At 42.4% G+C, this 17,294-nt stretch carries 11 protein-coding genes; all 11 read left to right on the plus strand.

Features of this window, described 5'->3' with window-relative positions; genetic code table 11:
- The first annotated feature begins 1,003 nt into the window (after nucleotides 1-1,003).
- The 11 genes from GQF01_RS09620 (at nucleotide 1,004) to GQF01_RS09670 (ending at nucleotide 15,490) form a co-directional block, all read left to right on the plus strand.
- Entirely contained in the window at nucleotides 1,004-4,195 is a 3,192-nt protein-coding gene (locus GQF01_RS09620; protein WP_161406595.1) for an S-layer homology domain-containing protein, read from the plus strand.
- Nucleotides 4,196-4,272: 77 nt separating this feature from the next.
- The gene (locus tag GQF01_RS09625) at nucleotides 4,273-4,821 is read left to right on the plus strand and encodes a hypothetical protein (RefSeq protein WP_161406596.1); all 549 of its coding nucleotides are present in this window, start codon (nucleotides 4,273-4,275) and stop codon (nucleotides 4,819-4,821) included.
- 170 nt (nucleotides 4,822-4,991) lie between these two features.
- A complete protein-coding gene (locus GQF01_RS09630) occupies nucleotides 4,992-5,264 on the plus strand; it encodes an alpha/beta-type small acid-soluble spore protein (RefSeq protein WP_161406597.1) in 273 nt (90 codons plus the stop codon).
- A gap of 325 nt (nucleotides 5,265-5,589) precedes the next feature.
- Nucleotides 5,590-6,795 carry a methionine adenosyltransferase gene (metK, locus tag GQF01_RS09635; RefSeq protein WP_161406598.1) on the plus strand — a complete coding sequence of 402 codons (1,206 nt, stop codon included), beginning with the start codon at nucleotides 5,590-5,592 and terminating at the stop codon, nucleotides 6,793-6,795.
- A 251-nt stretch (nucleotides 6,796-7,046) separates the two neighbouring features.
- The gene (locus tag GQF01_RS09640) at nucleotides 7,047-7,559 is read left to right on the plus strand and encodes a hypothetical protein (protein WP_161406599.1); all 513 of its coding nucleotides are present in this window, start codon (nucleotides 7,047-7,049) and stop codon (nucleotides 7,557-7,559) included.
- Between the two features lie 188 nt (nucleotides 7,560-7,747).
- Nucleotides 7,748-10,351, plus strand: coding sequence for a stalk domain-containing protein (locus GQF01_RS09645; protein ID WP_161406600.1), 2,604 nt, complete (start codon nucleotides 7,748-7,750; stop codon nucleotides 10,349-10,351).
- Nucleotides 10,352-10,437: 86 nt separating this feature from the next.
- Complete coding sequence (locus GQF01_RS09650; RefSeq protein ID WP_145668508.1) at nucleotides 10,438-11,634, plus strand: sensor histidine kinase; 1,197 nt, start codon at nucleotides 10,438-10,440, stop codon at nucleotides 11,632-11,634.
- The gene (locus tag GQF01_RS09655; protein ID WP_127453353.1) at nucleotides 11,612-12,337 is read left to right on the plus strand and encodes a response regulator; all 726 of its coding nucleotides are present in this window, start codon (nucleotides 11,612-11,614) and stop codon (nucleotides 12,335-12,337) included. The genes GQF01_RS09650 and GQF01_RS09655 overlap by 23 nt, the downstream gene beginning before the upstream one ends.
- A 65-nt stretch (nucleotides 12,338-12,402) precedes the next feature.
- Nucleotides 12,403-12,798, plus strand: a complete 396-nt coding sequence (locus GQF01_RS09660; RefSeq protein WP_161406601.1) for a hypothetical protein — start codon at nucleotides 12,403-12,405, stop codon at nucleotides 12,796-12,798.
- A 112-nt stretch (nucleotides 12,799-12,910) separates the two neighbouring features.
- Complete coding sequence (locus GQF01_RS09665) at nucleotides 12,911-14,719, plus strand: DEAD/DEAH box helicase (protein WP_235959329.1); 1,809 nt, start codon at nucleotides 12,911-12,913, stop codon at nucleotides 14,717-14,719.
- Entirely contained in the window at nucleotides 14,720-15,490 is a 771-nt protein-coding gene (locus GQF01_RS09670; protein WP_161406603.1) for a ComF family protein, read from the plus strand.
- Nucleotides 15,491-17,294 lie beyond the last annotated feature (1,804 nt).

Consider the following 17,294-nt stretch of genomic DNA (forward strand, 5'->3'; position numbering starts at 1 on the left):
TTCGGATTACTCTTCAGCTGTATCCCGTACCTTTGAAGCTGTTAAGTCTGACACAGATTTGACGTACTCTGTAGATACACTAGGAACGTTGTATGCAGCACAAGATAACTTGGATGCAGATTTTACAACAGGTGAAAAAGTCGTTGCAGGACAAAGTCAATTTGACAAAAAATTGTCTGTCATTGCAAAAGATTCAGCTGGTAACAAAGTTATCCTTCCTTCTAATGCTGTTCAAGGCATCTCAAGCTCTGATCCTGCTGTAGCGACAGTAGCTACTGTAGGCGAAGACGCGTNNNNTGAGACTATTAACTTGACTCAAACTGTAACGGTGAAAGCAGATGCGATTACAGTGGACAAACTTGAAGCTGGAGAAACAACAGCTGATTATGTAGCAGGCAAGCTTGCCTATGACTACTTCACTGATGGTGACGACACATTAATGGTAACGGACCAATATGGCATTGAGTACGAGAATGCTGATATTGCGAAGTATGATGCTGTTCTAGGCCTTCGTTACACGGTATCCGTAGTAAGTGGCACGGGTAGCGTAGAAATGAACGCACAAACAGGTGCAATCACGAAGATCAATGGTAATGTGAATGAGTTCTTGATCACAGCCATCGCACCGAACGGCAAATCCGTTCAAGTAGCCGTAGCTGTTCCACAATCATAAGAAATAACGAAAGAGACCCTTCGGGGTCTTTTTTTGTTTGTTTCGGATAAGATTTAATTTTTTTTTTTCCAGAATCGCAACTTTTTCTGAATCTCTGCGTTTAATACTTTGAAAACATGTTAATACTAAGGAAATTTTTCTTTAGCAGTAAGCGACAGCTAATGTTGCTAAAATAATTCTTTACGACGCTATTCGACCAATGTATAATGTAAATTGGTGTGGGTGTCTATTTTTCTACTAAAAGTTTACTAGTTTCCAATGCGGCTAATAGAGCTGCACGCGAACTTAGTTATATAATGCTCTAACTCTGGGAAGGGGGTGAACTAAACAATGAGTGAATCGAGCTCGAATATTGCAAGATCCAACCTAAAAAATAAAACCAAAGATATTCAAGGAGGAGAAAAAAAGGTTATGAAAAAAAGTTTAAAAGTTCTCGCTTCTGCAACATTGGCATTCTCCATGTTTGCATCGGTAGCAATGGCTGCTGAAACTACTACTACTAGCACTGATACAACTTCCACTACTTCCACAACAGCTCCAACTGCAGTTAAAACTTCCAAGGACTTTAAAGATCTTGAAGGCCTAGATGCAACTGTACTTGCTAAAATCGATGCTATGCTTGCAAAAAAATACTTCGAAGGTACAGCTGATGATTCCTTCGGTATCAAAGAAAACATGACTCGCGCACAATTCGCTAAAGTTCTTGTTTTGGTTGCTGGCGTTAAAGTTGACGACACTGTTAAAACTTCCAGCTTTGCAGACGTGAAAGCGGACGACACAGCTAACGGCTGGGCAATTCCTTTCATCGAAGCTGCTAAAAAAGCAGGACTTGTTGATGGTAAATCCGACACATCTTTTGACCCGAGCGCTAACGTAACTCTTGGTGAGTTCGCTACTGCACTTGTTAAAGGTCTTGGAATCAAACCAGACACTACAGGTACTCCTTGGTACGCTGATGCTGTTAAGCAAGCAGTTGACAAAAAGATCCTTCCAGAAGGTACAGACGGTTCCAAATTGGCTTCCCGTGCTGACCTAGTTGTTGGTGCTTTCCAAGCTGACGCTGCTATCGCAAGCGTTGGTAAAGTTTCCGTAACTGAAGCTAAAGCTGCTGGCGTATACAAAGTTCTTGTAACTTTCAGCAAAGCTGTTGACACTGCAGCTGCTAAATTGGCTTTGACAAAAGGTACATTGGCAGTAGTTACTTCCACAACTGCTCCAGTGTGGTCCGAAGATAAAAAATCCGTAACACTTACAACTGATACTCGTATCGGCGAAGGTGATTACACAGTAACATTGTCTGGTCTTGATGCAGCTAATGTTGATAAAACAACTGCAACTTTCAAAGCGACTGACGAGCAAGTTACTAAAATTGACTTCGTAAATGCTGCAGACACTGTAGCTTACAGTGCAAGTGCATCTGTTAAAGTTAAGGCAGCTAACCAATACGGTGAAGCAGTATCTATCTCAACTTCTAACTTCACAGCACTTACAAACGGTCAAGCTCCAACTTCTTTCAAAAAAGATACTGATGGAAACTTTGTAATTACTTTCCCAAGCAATGGTTTGGGTATCAGCCAAGGGAATGGAGTTATTCCAGTAACTGTATACTATAACAGCAGCAATGTTACAGTTTCTAAAAACTTTAAAGTAGGAACAGTACCTCTTTTGAGCAAAATCGAAACAGGTAAAGTAACTTACTCCAACACTACTACAAACAAATTGACTTCTGCTGATGACACTGCATCGATTCCATTGACTTTGCTTGACCAATATGGCAACACGATCGTTAGATCACAATTTAATGGTGCTTCACCTGAAGTTAATGCGAGCAACATTAACCCAGTTATCACACCTTACGAACAATACTTGGTAGTTGATAAAGCTGGTAGCGGCCTAGTAGCTTCTGACTTGTTTGACGACAACGACAACGCTCGTCTTAAAGTTAAACTGACTTCAAAAGTAGACAAAACTGCTGAATTCACAGTAAATGTATATGGTGGTGCATCATCTGCTACTGCAACAGTTAGTGTTGGAGCAGGCAACTTGGCTACTAAAGTTGAGTTCGATACTTCCAGCGTATCCGTGAGTGCAACAGATACAGAAGTGTTTGTTCCTCTAATTGTAACTGATGCTAACGGCAATAAATTAAGCATTCAAGATATTGTAGACAACAAAGCACGCTTCAATTTTACTGTATCCAACGGTACAGCAGCACTTCAAGAAACTGGCAGCGACAAAGGTAAGCTTCGTTTAGCTTTCCCTAGTGGTAATGCTGTAGGAAACAAAGTTTTCATTTCTGGTCAAATTAACCAATCTCAAACAAATACATTTATTCAAACAAGTGTTGCTGTTGGTGAAGGTCGTTATCCAGACCGTATCGCTGTGAAAACTGAAAGTGCTGCAAAAGCAATTTTGGGTGCAAAAGATGAAGTTGTTTTCCAATTAGTTGACCAATACGGAAAAGACCTTAAAGATGATATTGCTGCATCTATCCCAGGTTCAAATGGACGTACTGCTAACTATCGAATTAAAGCAGAAGTTACTAGAGATCAAGCTGGAACAGCTACTAACATTGTTCCTCAAAACGCTGCTGCATTAGCTGCAGGTACAACAGCTGGTAACGTTACTACTTATATCTTCGACAACACGAACATCGATGAGTTTAACACAGGGTTTGACACATTGACTACTTTAGGTACTGAGGGTAAAGCAACTATTAAAGTTGTTGTAGAAAAGCAAGTTGCTGGCAGCAATACTTGGGGTGAAGTATCCAGCGCTGTAAGCCGTTCTATTCAAGCAGTAAAAGCTAACACTAAGTTGACTTATTCCTTAAATTCAATCGGATCTCTGTTTGCTACAAAAGATAAGTTAAGCTCTACTGTTGGTGCTGCTGATATTGTCGCAGGTACTAGTCAATTCGATAAGAGCGTTGGTGTAACTGCAAAAGATGAGGCAGGCAACAAAGTTAAATTGCCTACAAACTTCATCCGCAGCCTTTCCAGCTCTGATCCTAACGTAATCTTAACTACGGGCTCAAGTGCACCTGACTTCGTATTAGGTACTACAGAAAAAGGTTATGTCTTGGGTAACAAAGCAGGTACTGCTACAGTTTCAGCAGTTGTTTACACAAACACTGGCGAAACTATCAACTTGTCTCAAGAAGTTACAGTTAAGGCTGATGCTATTGCAGTTGATTCCATCACTGCAGGTCGCTCAAGTGTAGATACTTCTGACAAACTTAATGCTAGAGATGGCTTCAAGGTATGGCAGTTATTCAGCAAAGATAGCGACAACCAATTGAAAGTTGTTGACAACTATGGTATCGAGTACAAAGATCAAGCAGTACTTGATTACAAATCAGTACTAGGCATTAACTTTACTGTTAACACAACAGCTAAAACAGGTGAATCTGTTTCAATTAATGCTGATGGTACTGTAACAGTTCCAGTTGGTGTATCTGAGTATGTTGTTACAGCTACAGCTCCAAACGGTAAATCCGTACAAATCGTTGTAACTCCATAATCTAAGTTCAAAAAGAAAGGACCCTTCGGGGTCTTTTTCTTTTCTACATACCATACAGCAGCAAAGGGGACAAGTTAATGAAAATACATTTTAAAATCGCGATCATGACAGGTATGCTTGCACTAGCCCCAATGGCAATATCCCAAGCCGAAGCTCCGACTCCAGGCTCGTCCACCGATCCGGTGATCACAAAGAGCTATTTTGATCAGAACACCTTAAGCGAAGCTAAGGTGAAGGATCTCATCGCCTCAGCGATCGCTGCTAGTGCTGGCGGAAGCCAGCCCGGCAACGGGAGCAACGGAGGCGCAGGCACTGCCCCAACGCCAGCGGCGATGAAGGTTGTCCAATTGGCAACTGGACAAACACTTTACGCCGGCGCTGGCGCAGAATTTATCGTGCGAAGCGGCAGGGTCCTCACCGTGAGCAACGATGATAACGGCATCCCGGATGTAACGGGAGCCAAAGATCTTCCAGCGGGGACGGAAGTCGCGCTGAACCATCTTTTGATTTTTCCGACTGAGGGACGCGGTATCAAGCCATCACCGAAAAATACGGCGGACATTTTTGTCATGGTACGTGGCGGCTATTTACTATTGAATGCAGATGGAAGTACAGCTGCAAAGTAGAGTCTTTTATTTGTAAATAAAGTTTAATCGTCTCCATAATTTTACCCGTAATGACAACTTCTTATGCGGTTGGTGTTGAAGAATCTAGCCATAATAAAGGTGTCCCCACATGGGTCAGCTGCTTGCGGAACTTGGTTTTTAATAATAAAAACTCTAGGGAGGCGTTTATTATGGCTAGAAGTAACAACAAATTGGTTCCTCAATCAAAAAAGGCACTGGATGCACTTAAATACGAGATTGCTGCTGAATTGGGATTGCCGGTGGGTAAGCACATGTCGTTAAGTGCAGACACGGAGTTTGCAACTGAGCTGGGCTCAATCCCTTCTTCCTCAGTGAAAGAAGATTATTGGGGGCACATCTCTTCAAGAGATACAGGGGCTGTTGGGGGGGCTATAACGAAAAGGCTGATCCAACGAGCTGAAGAAGCCTTGTTCTCTCTCTAAAATTTGAAATTATTCATAATTTATTCACGACTACATTCATTGACACTAGACGACAAATAAAGTAAGATAACTAATTGAAGGTCAATGTTTAATTTAACCTTTTCCAATCGGAAAAGGTTCATTTTTTTATTGTCTTTATTCATTAATTGGTTGTGCAAAATTTTTAGCAGTACGGAATTCAAAGTTCTTGTCAGCGCAGAGCGCAAAAGAGGGATTCCGTTTGGCGTGAAAAGCTGCCGCTAAAGCCGGGCCCACTTTTTTTCATATAGAGGCATCGAGTAGAAGCTTTTCAAACATACTAAATGATATTAGGAGGATGAATGATATGGCGCAAGTACGTGGACGTCGTTTATTTACATCCGAATCCGTAACAGAAGGTCATCCAGATAAAATTTGTGACCAAATTTCTGACTCGGTTTTGGATGCATTTCTTGCTAATGATCCGAATGCTCGTGTAGCATGTGAGGTATCTGTAGCAACTGGTTTGGTTTTGGTAATTGGTGAGATTACTTCTAGCTCTGAATACGTTGATATTCAAGCAATCGCAAGACAAACAATCAAAGAAATTGGTTATACACGGGCTAAATACGGATTTGATTCCCAAACATGTGCGGTTCTTGTTTCTTTGAATGAGCAATCCCCTGACATTGCCCAAGGCGTTAACAGAGCTCTTGAAGCAAGAGAAGGTTCTATGTCCGATGAAGAAATTGAAGCAATTGGTGCTGGTGACCAAGGTCTTATGTTCGGTTTCGCAGTTAATGAGACTCCTGAACTTATGCCACTTCCGATTTCAATTTCTCACCAATTGGCTCGTCGTTTGACAGAAGTTCGCAAAGATGGAACTCTTCCATACCTGCGTCCGGATGGTAAAACACAAGTAACTGTTGAGTATATTGATGATAAACCTGTTCGTGTAGATGCAATCGTTGTTTCCACACAGCACGGTGAAGAAGTTACTTTGGAGCAAATCCAAAAAGATATTAAAGAGCATGTAATTGCTCCAATCGTTCCAGCACATTTGTTGGATGAAAATACAAACTATTTTATTAATCCAACTGGCCGTTTCGTAATTGGCGGACCTCAAGGAGACGCTGGTTTGACTGGTCGTAAAATCATCGTTGATACGTATGGTGGTTATGCACGTCACGGCGGCGGAGCTTTCTCTGGTAAGGATCCAACGAAAGTTGACCGTTCCGGTGCATACGCAGCACGTTATGTTGCGAAAAACATTGTAGCAGCTGGACTTGCTGAAAAATGTGAAGTTCAACTTGCTTATGCAATTGGAGTTGCGCGTCCGGTATCCATTGCCGTGGATACATTTGGTACGGCTAAAGTGAGCGAAGAGAAACTAGTTGAGCTGATTCACAACAACTTTGACCTTCGCCCAGCGGGCATCATTAAAGAACTAGATCTGCGTCGTCCGATCTATCGTCAAACAGCTGCATATGGTCACTTTGGCCGCAATGACCTGGATGTTCCTTGGGAGCGTACAGACAAAGCTGAGCTTTTGAAAGCTCAAGCCTTAGTTTAATATAACTAGAAAAGTCGTCCTATTTTGGACGGCTTTTTACTTTACAGTAAAATAGAACATATGTTTGACTAACAATATAAAAAAATGGTAATATATAGATATACTCCATTGATTTTTCATCACGAGCAATTCGTATGATATACTAAGACTACGATTAGGGGCATCTTTTATAGATGGGTCGGGGAGTGGTGGAAATGGACAATGAGACGAAAGAGGCTCTATCAGCTCTGCTGAAGGCCGAGTTCTTACCAATGTTTGATAGGTTAGATGTGATTGATAAACGTTTGGATGGTATCGACAACCGCTTGAGTGGAATTGACGACCATTTAAGTGGAGTCGATAACCGCTTGAGTGGAATTGACGACCATCTAAGTGGAGTCGATAACCGCTTGAGTGGAATTGACGACCATTTGAGTGGAGTCGATGACCGCTTAAGTGGAATTGACGGCCACTTGAGTGGGGTCGATAATCGCTTGGGTGGAATTGACGGCCACTTGAGTGGAATCGATAACCACTTATCTGGCATAGACGATCACTTGAGTGGCATAGATACGCATTTGATTGTAATCGACAACCGATTGGATGGCCTAGACACACGCCTAGACAGAATAGAAATAGATCAAATTCAAGTTAAACAAGCCGTATTGGAAACCAATGCAACTGTAAAGCGGATTGAGCTCATCCAGGAACAGCAGCATTCCATTATTGAACTTTTGTCTGCTCGATCTATTGAGCATGAAGCTAAAATTAAACGTATCCTGTAATTTACAGGTTTTGTATCTCAAGCAGAGAGCAAGTCCCATAAGGGCTGACTCTCTTTTTTGTGTTCTATTGGTGTATAAATACAACTGTTATCCTATCGTAACTTTTTCCATAGTTTAAGAGTCTATATAAGTATCGTGAAAATGATAGATACTAGAATTAGACTGAAAGAGGAGTGTGGAAAAGCAACATGACGTTACAGAAGCAAGTAGGGATAGGTGCGCTGGCTTGCGCATTGATGTGGCAATTGGTAGCTGGGACTACGGTAAATGCGGCAGGATCAATGTTGACGCTTAGTTCACAGGAAACAATTACATCAGGCGCAGTTATGAAGAATTATGTTTGGACTACAACGAGAAGCAATAAGGACGTTTCGGTAAACGCCAACGTGGTCGAGGTTGACTTGACGAATCCGAACGTAAAGATAGACGCAATGGCAGGGACAAATACGCAGTTTACGAAGAACCAGAGTGTTTTGGGCATGGTGAAGGATAGCGGCGCAGTAGCAGGTGTAAATGGGGATTTCTTTAATACACAGGCAGAGGGTGTACCGGAAGGAGCTCAAATCACGAATGGAACGGTGATGGCGACGCCAGCTAAAATATCGGGACTCTATTCTTTTGCAATAACGAAGAATAATCAACCCATTATTGATATTCTTGACTTCCAGGGCAAGGTTACAGCGAAGGATGGAACGTCTTTTGAACTTGGTGGTGTGAATAAAACGTATTATTGGGACGATAACGATGTCGCGATGATTGCTGACGGACTTTTCTTATATACGAGTGCTTGGGCAATGACACAAAGAGCAGTAGATGGAACGCACGTTCCGACTGAGGCGCTTATTCAAAATGATATCGTCAAGGAAATTGCTGTAGATACGAATATTAAAATGATTGCTCCTGCAGATGGCTATATTCTTAGAGGTTCAGGCCTGGCAAGAGAGTTTATCGTCAATCACCTCAAAGTCGGAGATAAAATCACGACCAAATATGATATGGTTCCGCATGACGCTTCCAAAACGTATGATTGGAAGAACTTCAAAATGTTAATCGGTGGCAGCACGCTGCTGGTGGATGAGGCGAAGCCGAGTTATTTTACACGAAATATTAACGATTTCAGCGGATATAGCCCGCGCTCACGAACGGCTCTAGGCTATTCTAAGGATATGAAAACGGCCTATATTATCACCTCTGACCGGAGTGCAGGTAGTGCGGGTATGACGCTGCCAGAGCTCCAACAGTTTATGATTAGTGCGGGAGTTTGGAGAGGGATGGTTCTCGATGGTGGTGGTTCCACGCAAATGGTATCCAGACCCCTAGGTGACTTTGATCCAAAATTAGTGAATAAAACCGAGAATGGCAACCAACGGTCTGTTGTAAATGGTGTAGGTGTATATTCAACTGCGCCTAAAGGTGAGTTAAAAGGTCTTATTTTAAAAGGCCAAAATATTTTATTCATGAATGAATCCAGCCCTTATCAATTTAAAGCATATGATGATTACTACAATCCGATCTCTGTTGATGGTATTATCCCGCAATGGAGTAGTTCGACAACCAATGGTACCTTTAAGGATAATATATTTACACCCGCAGTTCCTGGTAAAACGCAAATTACAGCAAAGTCAGGCAAAGGCACTGCATCCATGGATGTAGAAGTTATCGGTCGGAATCAAATTAATTCGATGAAATTCAATGCCGGTTCCTTTTCGTTAACTGAAGGTGGAGATTTTAAGCTGCCAATCACGGTGACTACCAAAAACGGTGCTACAAGAGAGTTACCCGCGGGATCAGCGACATGGGAGCTTAGCGGAGTGAAAGGAAGCCTGAAAGATGGTATTTTACATGTAGATAGTGCTTCAGGTTCTCAGGCTGCGCAGGTTATCGCCAGATACGATGGATTCAGTACAATGGTTACTCTTCCAGTTGGACAAGAAAAGGTATGGTATGACCTAGATAAATCTGCTGTTATAACGACAGGTGATAAATACCCGGCAGAGGTTGTGTCTTCAGTAAATATTGAGCAATCAAACGGAAATAAGAATTTAGCGATTACTTACGATTTTACAAAAGGTACAGGAACGAAAGCTGCATACGCTCGATTTGATGGCACTAACGGTGTGCAAATTACTGGTGAACCCGAGTTTATTACAGCTAAAGTCCTTGGTGATGGAAGCTTTAACTGGGTGCGTGCTGAAATTGTTGATGCTGATGGTAAACTGAATTATGTCAGCTTCACAGAAAATACGAACTGGACAGGCTGGCGTAAGTTGACCGCGGATGTTTCCGATTTGAAATTCCCGATTAAGCTCAAGAGTGTGTACGTAGCTAATCCGGCGAATGGACAGGATGAAAGAGCACCGAAAGGGAAAATTAGTATTGATGATATCTCTTTTATTTATAAAGGACAGCTACCAGCTTTGCCGAAGAACTCAGTTAAACTCACAGTGAACAAAAAGCAGGTAACGGTAAACTCAAAAGCGATGACGCTAGAGCAAGCACCAACGATTGTTAATGACAATACACTTATTCCAATCCGATTTGTAACTGAGGCTCTCGGCGGTAATGTGAAATGGGATGACAAAGAACGGAAAGTTACCGTTATTCGCGGGGATAAGCTAATCGATCTGTGGATTGATAATGCAGATTTGCTCGCAAATGGGGATCGTGTTACGGCGGAGGTTGCGCCAAAAATTATGAATAATGTGACTATGGTTCCACTTCGTGTAATTTCTGAGAAATTAGGGTTTAAAGTAGGCTGGGATCCCCAAAATTATGGCATTTCCCTTGAATAAATAGTGCTAGAAGTTCACTTCAAATTGTAAGAACTATGTTACAATATGGGGTAGACTAATTTCTAATATTGTTAATACAAAGGAGCATGTTTCATTTGCAACCAGACGCTATAGATCGTGTCATAAAAAACGCAATTAACGTCATGGAGAGCAGCAAGTATCAGATGTTCGAGATCGCTGAAGCTTCTCGCTTGGAGAAAGAATCACTTACTCGTGAACTTGAAGAAATTAAGCATGAGACGAGTATCACGATTGATTTGGTCGATAAGCTAGAGAAAGATTACAAGCGCTCCCGCATTCGACTCACGGAAGTCAGTCGTGACTTTAATAAGTACCGTGAGGAAGATATTAAGGTTGCTTATGAAGCGGCTATTGCCTTTCAATTACAACTCACTATTGCTAGGGAAAAAGAAAATAATTTGAAGACCAGACGTAATGACCTGCAGGTGCGAACTAAGAATGTGGACAAGCAGGTAGAGCGGGCTGAAACGATCGTTTCTCAGATGAATGTAGTTTTAGAATACTTATCCGGAGATCTCAATCAGGTCACTCGCATATTGGAATCAGCCAAAAACAGGCAACTGCTTGGTTTGAAGATTATCCTGGCGCAAGAGGAAGAGCGAAAGCGCATTGCGCGTGAAATCCATGATGGTATGGCTCAGACCTTGGCAAACGTTGTGCTGCGGACAGAAATTGCTCAGCGCATGCTTATTAAAGAAGATATCCCCGCGGTAAAGGAAGAACTAGTGGATTTAAAGGGCCAAGTCAGAGGGGGGCTTGAAGAAGTTCGCAAGATCATCTTCAACCTCCGCCCGATGGCGCTCGATGATCTAGGTATCGTGCCGACTCTGCGTAAATATGTTCAAGATTGCGAAGAGAAGTATCGAATCCGTACACAATTCAATCTCGTAGGCAAGCAGACTCGCATTCCATCAGGGCTTGAAATTGCGATTTTCCGACTGGTGCAAGAAGCTCTATCTAATGTAATAAAACATGCGAAAGCAACTTTCTTATCTGTTGAGCTAACACTGGAACCCGATCAAGTACAAATCTACGTTGTAGATAATGGGATCGGATTCGATGTGCCGCAAACAGAGCAGAAAATAGCTAAAGGCAATAATTTCGGTCTGTTAGGCATGCGTGAGCGTGTTGAGCTTCTGGAAGGCACAATGATCATTGATTCCGCCAAAGATTCCGGGACCAAAATTACAATGTTAATCCCTATTGGCGGCGGTGCAGAGAACAAGGAGGAAAATCAAAATGGACAACACGGCGAGTCATAAACGCAATGTGCGAATTGTTATTGCGGACGATCACCAGCTGTTTCGCGAAGGTGTTAAACGGATTATCAATATGGAAGATGATATGGAAGTCATTGGTGAGTGTGGTGATGGTATCCAGGTTATTGAGCTATGCAATCAAATTACGCCAGATATTGTTCTCATGGATATCAATATGCCGCTTGAGAACGGTGTAGTCGCGACTGAGCGCTTAAAGCTTATTTTCCCTGATATTAAGGTTATCATTCTTTCCCTGCATGATGATGAGAGCTATGTATTCGAGACCCTTCGCAAAGGAGCATCGGGTTACTTGCTTAAGGATATGGAAGCAGAGTCACTTATTAATGCGATCCGTTCGGTGGTGGCTGGTCACGCCTACATTCACCCTAAAGTTACAGGAAAACTAATCAATCAGCTAAGACGTATGACTTATTTAGACGACGTCGGTGTGGTTGGTTCAGGACAGGGCGCTAAGGATTCTGCGCTTAAATACATACATAATACCAACAGTCCACTTACCAAACGGGAAGCGGAAGTTCTTCGTTTAATGGCAGAAGGTAAAAGTAATAAACTGATTGGAGAGTTTCTTTATATCAGTGAGAAAACGGTTAAGAACCATGTTAGCTCCATTCTTCAAAAAATGGAGGTTGATGACCGTACACAAGCGGTTATCATCGCGATTAAGAATGGTTGGGTAACCTTGTAAGACTCCTGTTGTTGGAACCCCTCTACTTTTTGCGGCATACACTGCAAATAAGGGAGGGATCCGTTATGTGGATTGGGTTACTTTGGATCTTGGGTTGCTACGGAATCAGTATCGCAGTGCTTCATCTATTGTTCGGAGCCCGCAAGGGTAGAAATAAGAAGCCTGCAAAGGTGCTGCTTGTCACCAAAAATAACCAGAATCAAATTGAATGGTATATTCGCTCATTATTTTTTTTCTCTGGACTAAAAGGTTATGAAGTTACCGCAACGATCTTCGATGAAGGGTCTTCTGACGACACGAGGCAAATTATTGAGCGATTATCCCATACCCATTTACTTGATCTGAGATATCAAATGGAATTTGATGCCGTTGATCAGTTTATGAGTCAACATGAAGGAGAACCTTTTGTTGTTGTTCATCTCAGCAACAGGGAAGATCTTGTAAAGATTCCTGTAGGATAGTAGTAATCGCTTACAGCTGGTACTTAAAAAGAGAGTAAGGTGAGCAATGAAGGTTCAACTTTACGCCGTTTGTTTGAATAAAGAGTGGAAATGGCATTTTACTATTCACCCTATGACAGACATTCAATATTGGTTCGAGCAATACGCAGCCGACGCCGGCCTCGTACTGTTCGAACCTTTTATTTCGTTTGGGCAAGGTATGCGGATGCTTCCCAAACTAAAATACTTAAATTCGAAACAAGCGGTTATGAACGAAGAGATTTTGTTGAAGCAGTTTTGCCGGGCGGCCAAGGAATGCGGATTACTCAACATTGACCAAATAACAATGAAGAAAATAACGTTTAGCGAGCATACTGTATTTCCTAAGATGATTTTAGATCCTGGGATTTATGCCAAAATTGTATTAGCTTGCAGTGGTAGGGCCTTGCTTATAGAGGAGTTTGAGCAGTTATTAAAGGCAGCAAATATAAATCTAGGGGCAGGGGAAGGATGGATGAACTATCTTCAACTGACTCATCTTAACGGAGATTTAACGTTAGGAAATGGGCTGAATATAAAGGAATATCGAGACTTACGTCGAGGTTTACAGAAGAAGCTTATATTCTCCTGTAAACGTTGCGGAAGTGGTGAGGAGAGCTTGTATTGGACATCCTGTCTCTACTGCGGACAAGATTGTCCTTACTGCGAGGCATGTTTAACTATGGGGCGGGCAAGATTTTGCACTTTGCTGATCTCTGGGGGAACCGCTGAGAATGAGAAGATAGCAGTGGAAAGAATAAAGCCGCCAATTGAGGATCTCGAGATCTATACCAGACCATGGGGTCTTAGTGAGGCTCAGACCAAAGCATCACTGGAGGGGCTGCATTTTATTACGGAAGAAGGGGACAAGGTTGCACGTGGTGGTGGACGAGCTCAGGTGCCTCGGCGATTTCTAATTTGGGCGGTTACTGGCGCTGGAAAGACGGAGATGATATTTCCATTCATTCATCTAACAGTGGCTAGAGGGGAAAGCGTGCTTATAGCAACTCCGCGCAAAGACGTGGTGCTGGAGCTTCAACCAAGAATCTCACGAGCTTTTGCCGAGTATAGTGTTGTTACGCTTTATGGTGGAAGCGAACAGCGCTGGGAGCAAGGGCAGATTACGATTGCTACGACACATCAACTTATGCGATTTGATAAAGGTTTTGATCTTGTCATCATTGATGAGATTGATGCGTTCCCGTACCATAACAATCCAATGCTTGCCTATGCTGCAGCCAAAGTTTGTAAGCCTAACGGTGTGAATATTTTGCTATCAGCTACACCGCCAAAGGACGTTAGGCAGGCAGCCGAACGTGGGTATTTACCACATGTGCGAGTACCCGTGCGTTTTCATAAACATCCTCTGCCGGTACCGGTGCTCTTAGCAGTCCCATCCTTAAATAAATGCATAAATACTCAAGTTTTGCCTAATTCGATATTTACAAAGCTGGATGCTTCAGTGAGACGGGGGGCACAGTTGTTTGTATTTGTTCCTAATATTCGTTTGGTGGGACCAACAGTGGATCTGCTTAAGGCAAGGTTAAGTGGTGGTACCAACGTGTGCATCGAAGGAACTTCATCGAAGGACCCTGATCGAACAGAGAGGGTTCAGCGTTTTCGTGACAGGGATATTCGTGTTTTGGTGACAACAACAATTTTGGAACGGGGAGTCACTGTACCGAAATCGGATGTATTCATCTTAGATGCCGATTCAAAATTGTTTGATGAGGCAGCGCTTGTTCAGATGGCGGGTCGGGCTGGCAGATCAAAGGATGACCCGGCTGGGAAGGTGTATTTTGCAGCAAAAGAAATCACGCAATCACAAAAGGAGGCTGTTCGACAAATTGAGAAGATGAACCGCATAGCGCGTAAACTAGGATATTTTGAGAGGGGGAAATGAATGAGAGTTTGGAAAAATTGGCTGAGTGTTTGGAGAGAAACTTTCTTTTCACTGCTCAGCCCTATGAAAGAAGAGTGCTTGCTATGTAAGCAAACCAGCTCTGATGGCGTTAAGCAGTTGGGGCTATGTGGTGCGTGTTATATGAGGATACCTTGGATTCGGACGGTAGTTTGTGAAATATGTGGTCGTGGAGAAAGGTGCTTTGACTGCAAAAGAAGACATGCTTATTTCTCAAAGAGCCGTAGTGCTGTGAGATATGATGAAACGATGAAAGATTTATTAGCTCGCTATAAATATCGTGGAGATGAGCGTTTGAAAACTGTATTGGGACAAATGCTTATGCATTCTTTTCAACTGTTGGAAGTAAATAGGGAAGCTTTAAATGGTAAATTTGAAATTAAAAAAGAATACATTACTTTCGTACCAGTAAGTGATCAAAGAATGCATGAACGTGGTTTCAATCAAGCGGAACAGATGGCTTTAGAATTAGGGAGAAGAGTAGGTATCCCCGTTGTGTCGCTACTTAAGCGAAGTAGACATACTGATAAGCAAAGTTTTAAGAAGCGAATCGATAGATTAGATGATTTAGAGCACGTTTTTGAGGTGGATGACGACCTAGTTCATAAGTATATAAAAAGTTCCTCTGCAACTTCATTCCTTATTTATATTATAGATGATGTATATACGACAGGAAGTACAATGAATCAATGTGCAAAAATTCTTACAGTAAATCTCCCTATTGAAGTATACGGTTTAACTTGGGCTAGGTAAATTTTGAACCAAGTTAGTTGGTTATAGCTATCATTAATTTTTACATGAAAAAAATAGTGTCGATCTATGTAGAATATGGTGAAAAAATGCTAACTTATTTGATTGAATAGGCCGATAGATATACTAGTAGATTTATTAACAGTCCTAATGTACTAGTTGAATTTGGCCTGGAATAAATCATGAATATACGAGAATTTACTATAGGTCTACAAAGGAGACATTTAAATGGTTAAAAAAGGTAGCAAGAAATTATTGGCGACAATATTATTTGGCTCAGCTGTTGCACTTGTACCTATTGCTAGTGCTAATGCAGCGCAAGTAACTGTTGGGTGGAACACTGACAACGTTATTATTACAAATAATGTAGGAAAGCCTGATGTAGTTAGAGTTGGCGGATTAGTAGAAGGCGCAATTGTGAAAGTATATGATAAAGCGACTGGTGGCGTCTTACTGGGAACGGCAACTGTTGCTAAAGGCGCTACAGAAGCATTTGTAAGCATAGCAAACTTAGGCGCTGCAACTGGAAAGGTATACATATCGGTTACATTGGAAACTGAAGCAACAGAAACATCATTTGATGGTGAAGCAGTATCAAGTGCACCGGATGCAGGTAATATCACAGTTACAAATAATGCTGGGCTTACGGATACGATCAAAGTAACGGGCCTAGCAGTTGGCGATATCGTAAAAGTGTATAAAAAAGGTGTAGCAACAGTACTGGCAACATCTGCTGCAGTCGCAACAGGCAAGAGCGAAGTAGTGGTTAGCGTGCCACAGTTAAGCACCGTTGCAGGCGATATTGAAGTTACAATTACATCTACAGGTAAGCTGGAATCAACTAAAACGGAGAAAGCTTACGATGCAGAGGGCAAATCGGATGCGATATCTGAATCAGGAGCAACGGCTACAAATAACGTAGGTAAAGCCGATACAATCGCATTTACAGGTCTAACTGCTGGCACAGTCGTGAAGGTTTATGACAAAGTACCGACTGATGCAACGAAGAAACAACTGGGTACAGCAACAGTAGCAGCTGGCGCAACTACAGCTACGATCAGTATTGCACAGCTAGGAACAGCGACGGGTTCCGTATTTGTAACAGCAACAGCAACAGGTCAGTTGGAAAGTGATGCGCTAGAAGTAAACTTTGATGCAGAAGCAGTGTCCACAGCACCTGTAGCAGATAACATCACGGTAACAAACAATGCAGGAATCGCGGATACAGTTAAAGTAACCGGCTTAGCGGTTGGCGACATTGTAAAAGTGTACAAAAAAGGCGTGGCAACGGTACTGGCAACATCCGCTGGCGTCGCAACAGGTAAGAGCGAAGTTGTAATCAGCATACCGCAAATTGACGCAGCAGCAGGTAACCTTGAAGTTACAGTAACATCGACTGGCAAGCTGGAGTCGAGCAAAACAGAGAAAGCTTTTGATGCGGAAGGCAAAANTAACGTAACGGCTACAAATAACGTAGGTAAAGCTGATACCATCGCATTTACAGGTCTTACTGCAGGAACAGTCGTAAAAGTTTATGATAAAGTACCAACGGATGCAACGAAGAAACAACTGGGTACAGCAACAGTAGCAGCTAGCGCAACAACGGCTACAGTTAGCATCACGCAGCTGGGAAGTGCAACAGGATCCGTATTTGTAACGGCAACAGCAACAGGCCAATCGGAAAGTGATGCGTTAGAAGTAGACTTTGATGCAGAAGCGGCATCCACAGCACCTGTAGCAGATAACATCACGGTAACAAACAATGCAGGAATCGCGGATACAGTTAAAGTAACCGGCTTAGCGGTTG

Origin of the sequence: Paenibacillus silvestris (genome assembly GCF_009882985.1) — a bacterium.
Lineage (GTDB): Bacteria > Bacillota > Bacilli > Paenibacillales > NBRC-103111 > Paenibacillus_E > Paenibacillus_E silvestris.

Bases quoted from the DNA above. Each gene is read 5' to 3' on its own strand.
- GQF01_RS09620 (WP_161406595.1), top strand. From the start codon at position 1,004: ATGAGTGAATCGAGCTCGAATATTGCAAGATCCAACCTAAAAAATAAA.
- GQF01_RS09640 (WP_161406599.1), top strand. From the start codon at position 7,047: ATGTTTGATAGGTTAGATGTGATTGATAAACGTTTGGATGGTATCGAC.
- GQF01_RS09625 (WP_161406596.1), top strand. From the start codon at position 4,273: ATGAAAATACATTTTAAAATCGCGATCATGACAGGTATGCTTGCACTA.
- GQF01_RS09670 (WP_161406603.1), top strand. From the start codon at position 14,720: ATGAGAGTTTGGAAAAATTGGCTGAGTGTTTGGAGAGAAACTTTCTTT.
- GQF01_RS09630 (WP_161406597.1), top strand. From the start codon at position 4,992: ATGGCTAGAAGTAACAACAAATTGGTTCCTCAATCAAAAAAGGCACTG.
- GQF01_RS09660 (WP_161406601.1), top strand. From the start codon at position 12,403: ATGTGGATTGGGTTACTTTGGATCTTGGGTTGCTACGGAATCAGTATC.
- GQF01_RS09650 (WP_145668508.1), top strand. From the start codon at position 10,438: ATGTTTCATTTGCAACCAGACGCTATAGATCGTGTCATAAAAAACGCA.
- metK (WP_161406598.1), top strand. From the start codon at position 5,590: ATGGCGCAAGTACGTGGACGTCGTTTATTTACATCCGAATCCGTAACA.
- GQF01_RS09645 (WP_161406600.1), top strand. From the start codon at position 7,748: ATGACGTTACAGAAGCAAGTAGGGATAGGTGCGCTGGCTTGCGCATTG.
- GQF01_RS09655 (WP_127453353.1), top strand. From the start codon at position 11,612: ATGGACAACACGGCGAGTCATAAACGCAATGTGCGAATTGTTATTGCG.
- GQF01_RS09665 (WP_235959329.1), top strand. From the start codon at position 12,911: ATGACAGACATTCAATATTGGTTCGAGCAATACGCAGCCGACGCCGGC.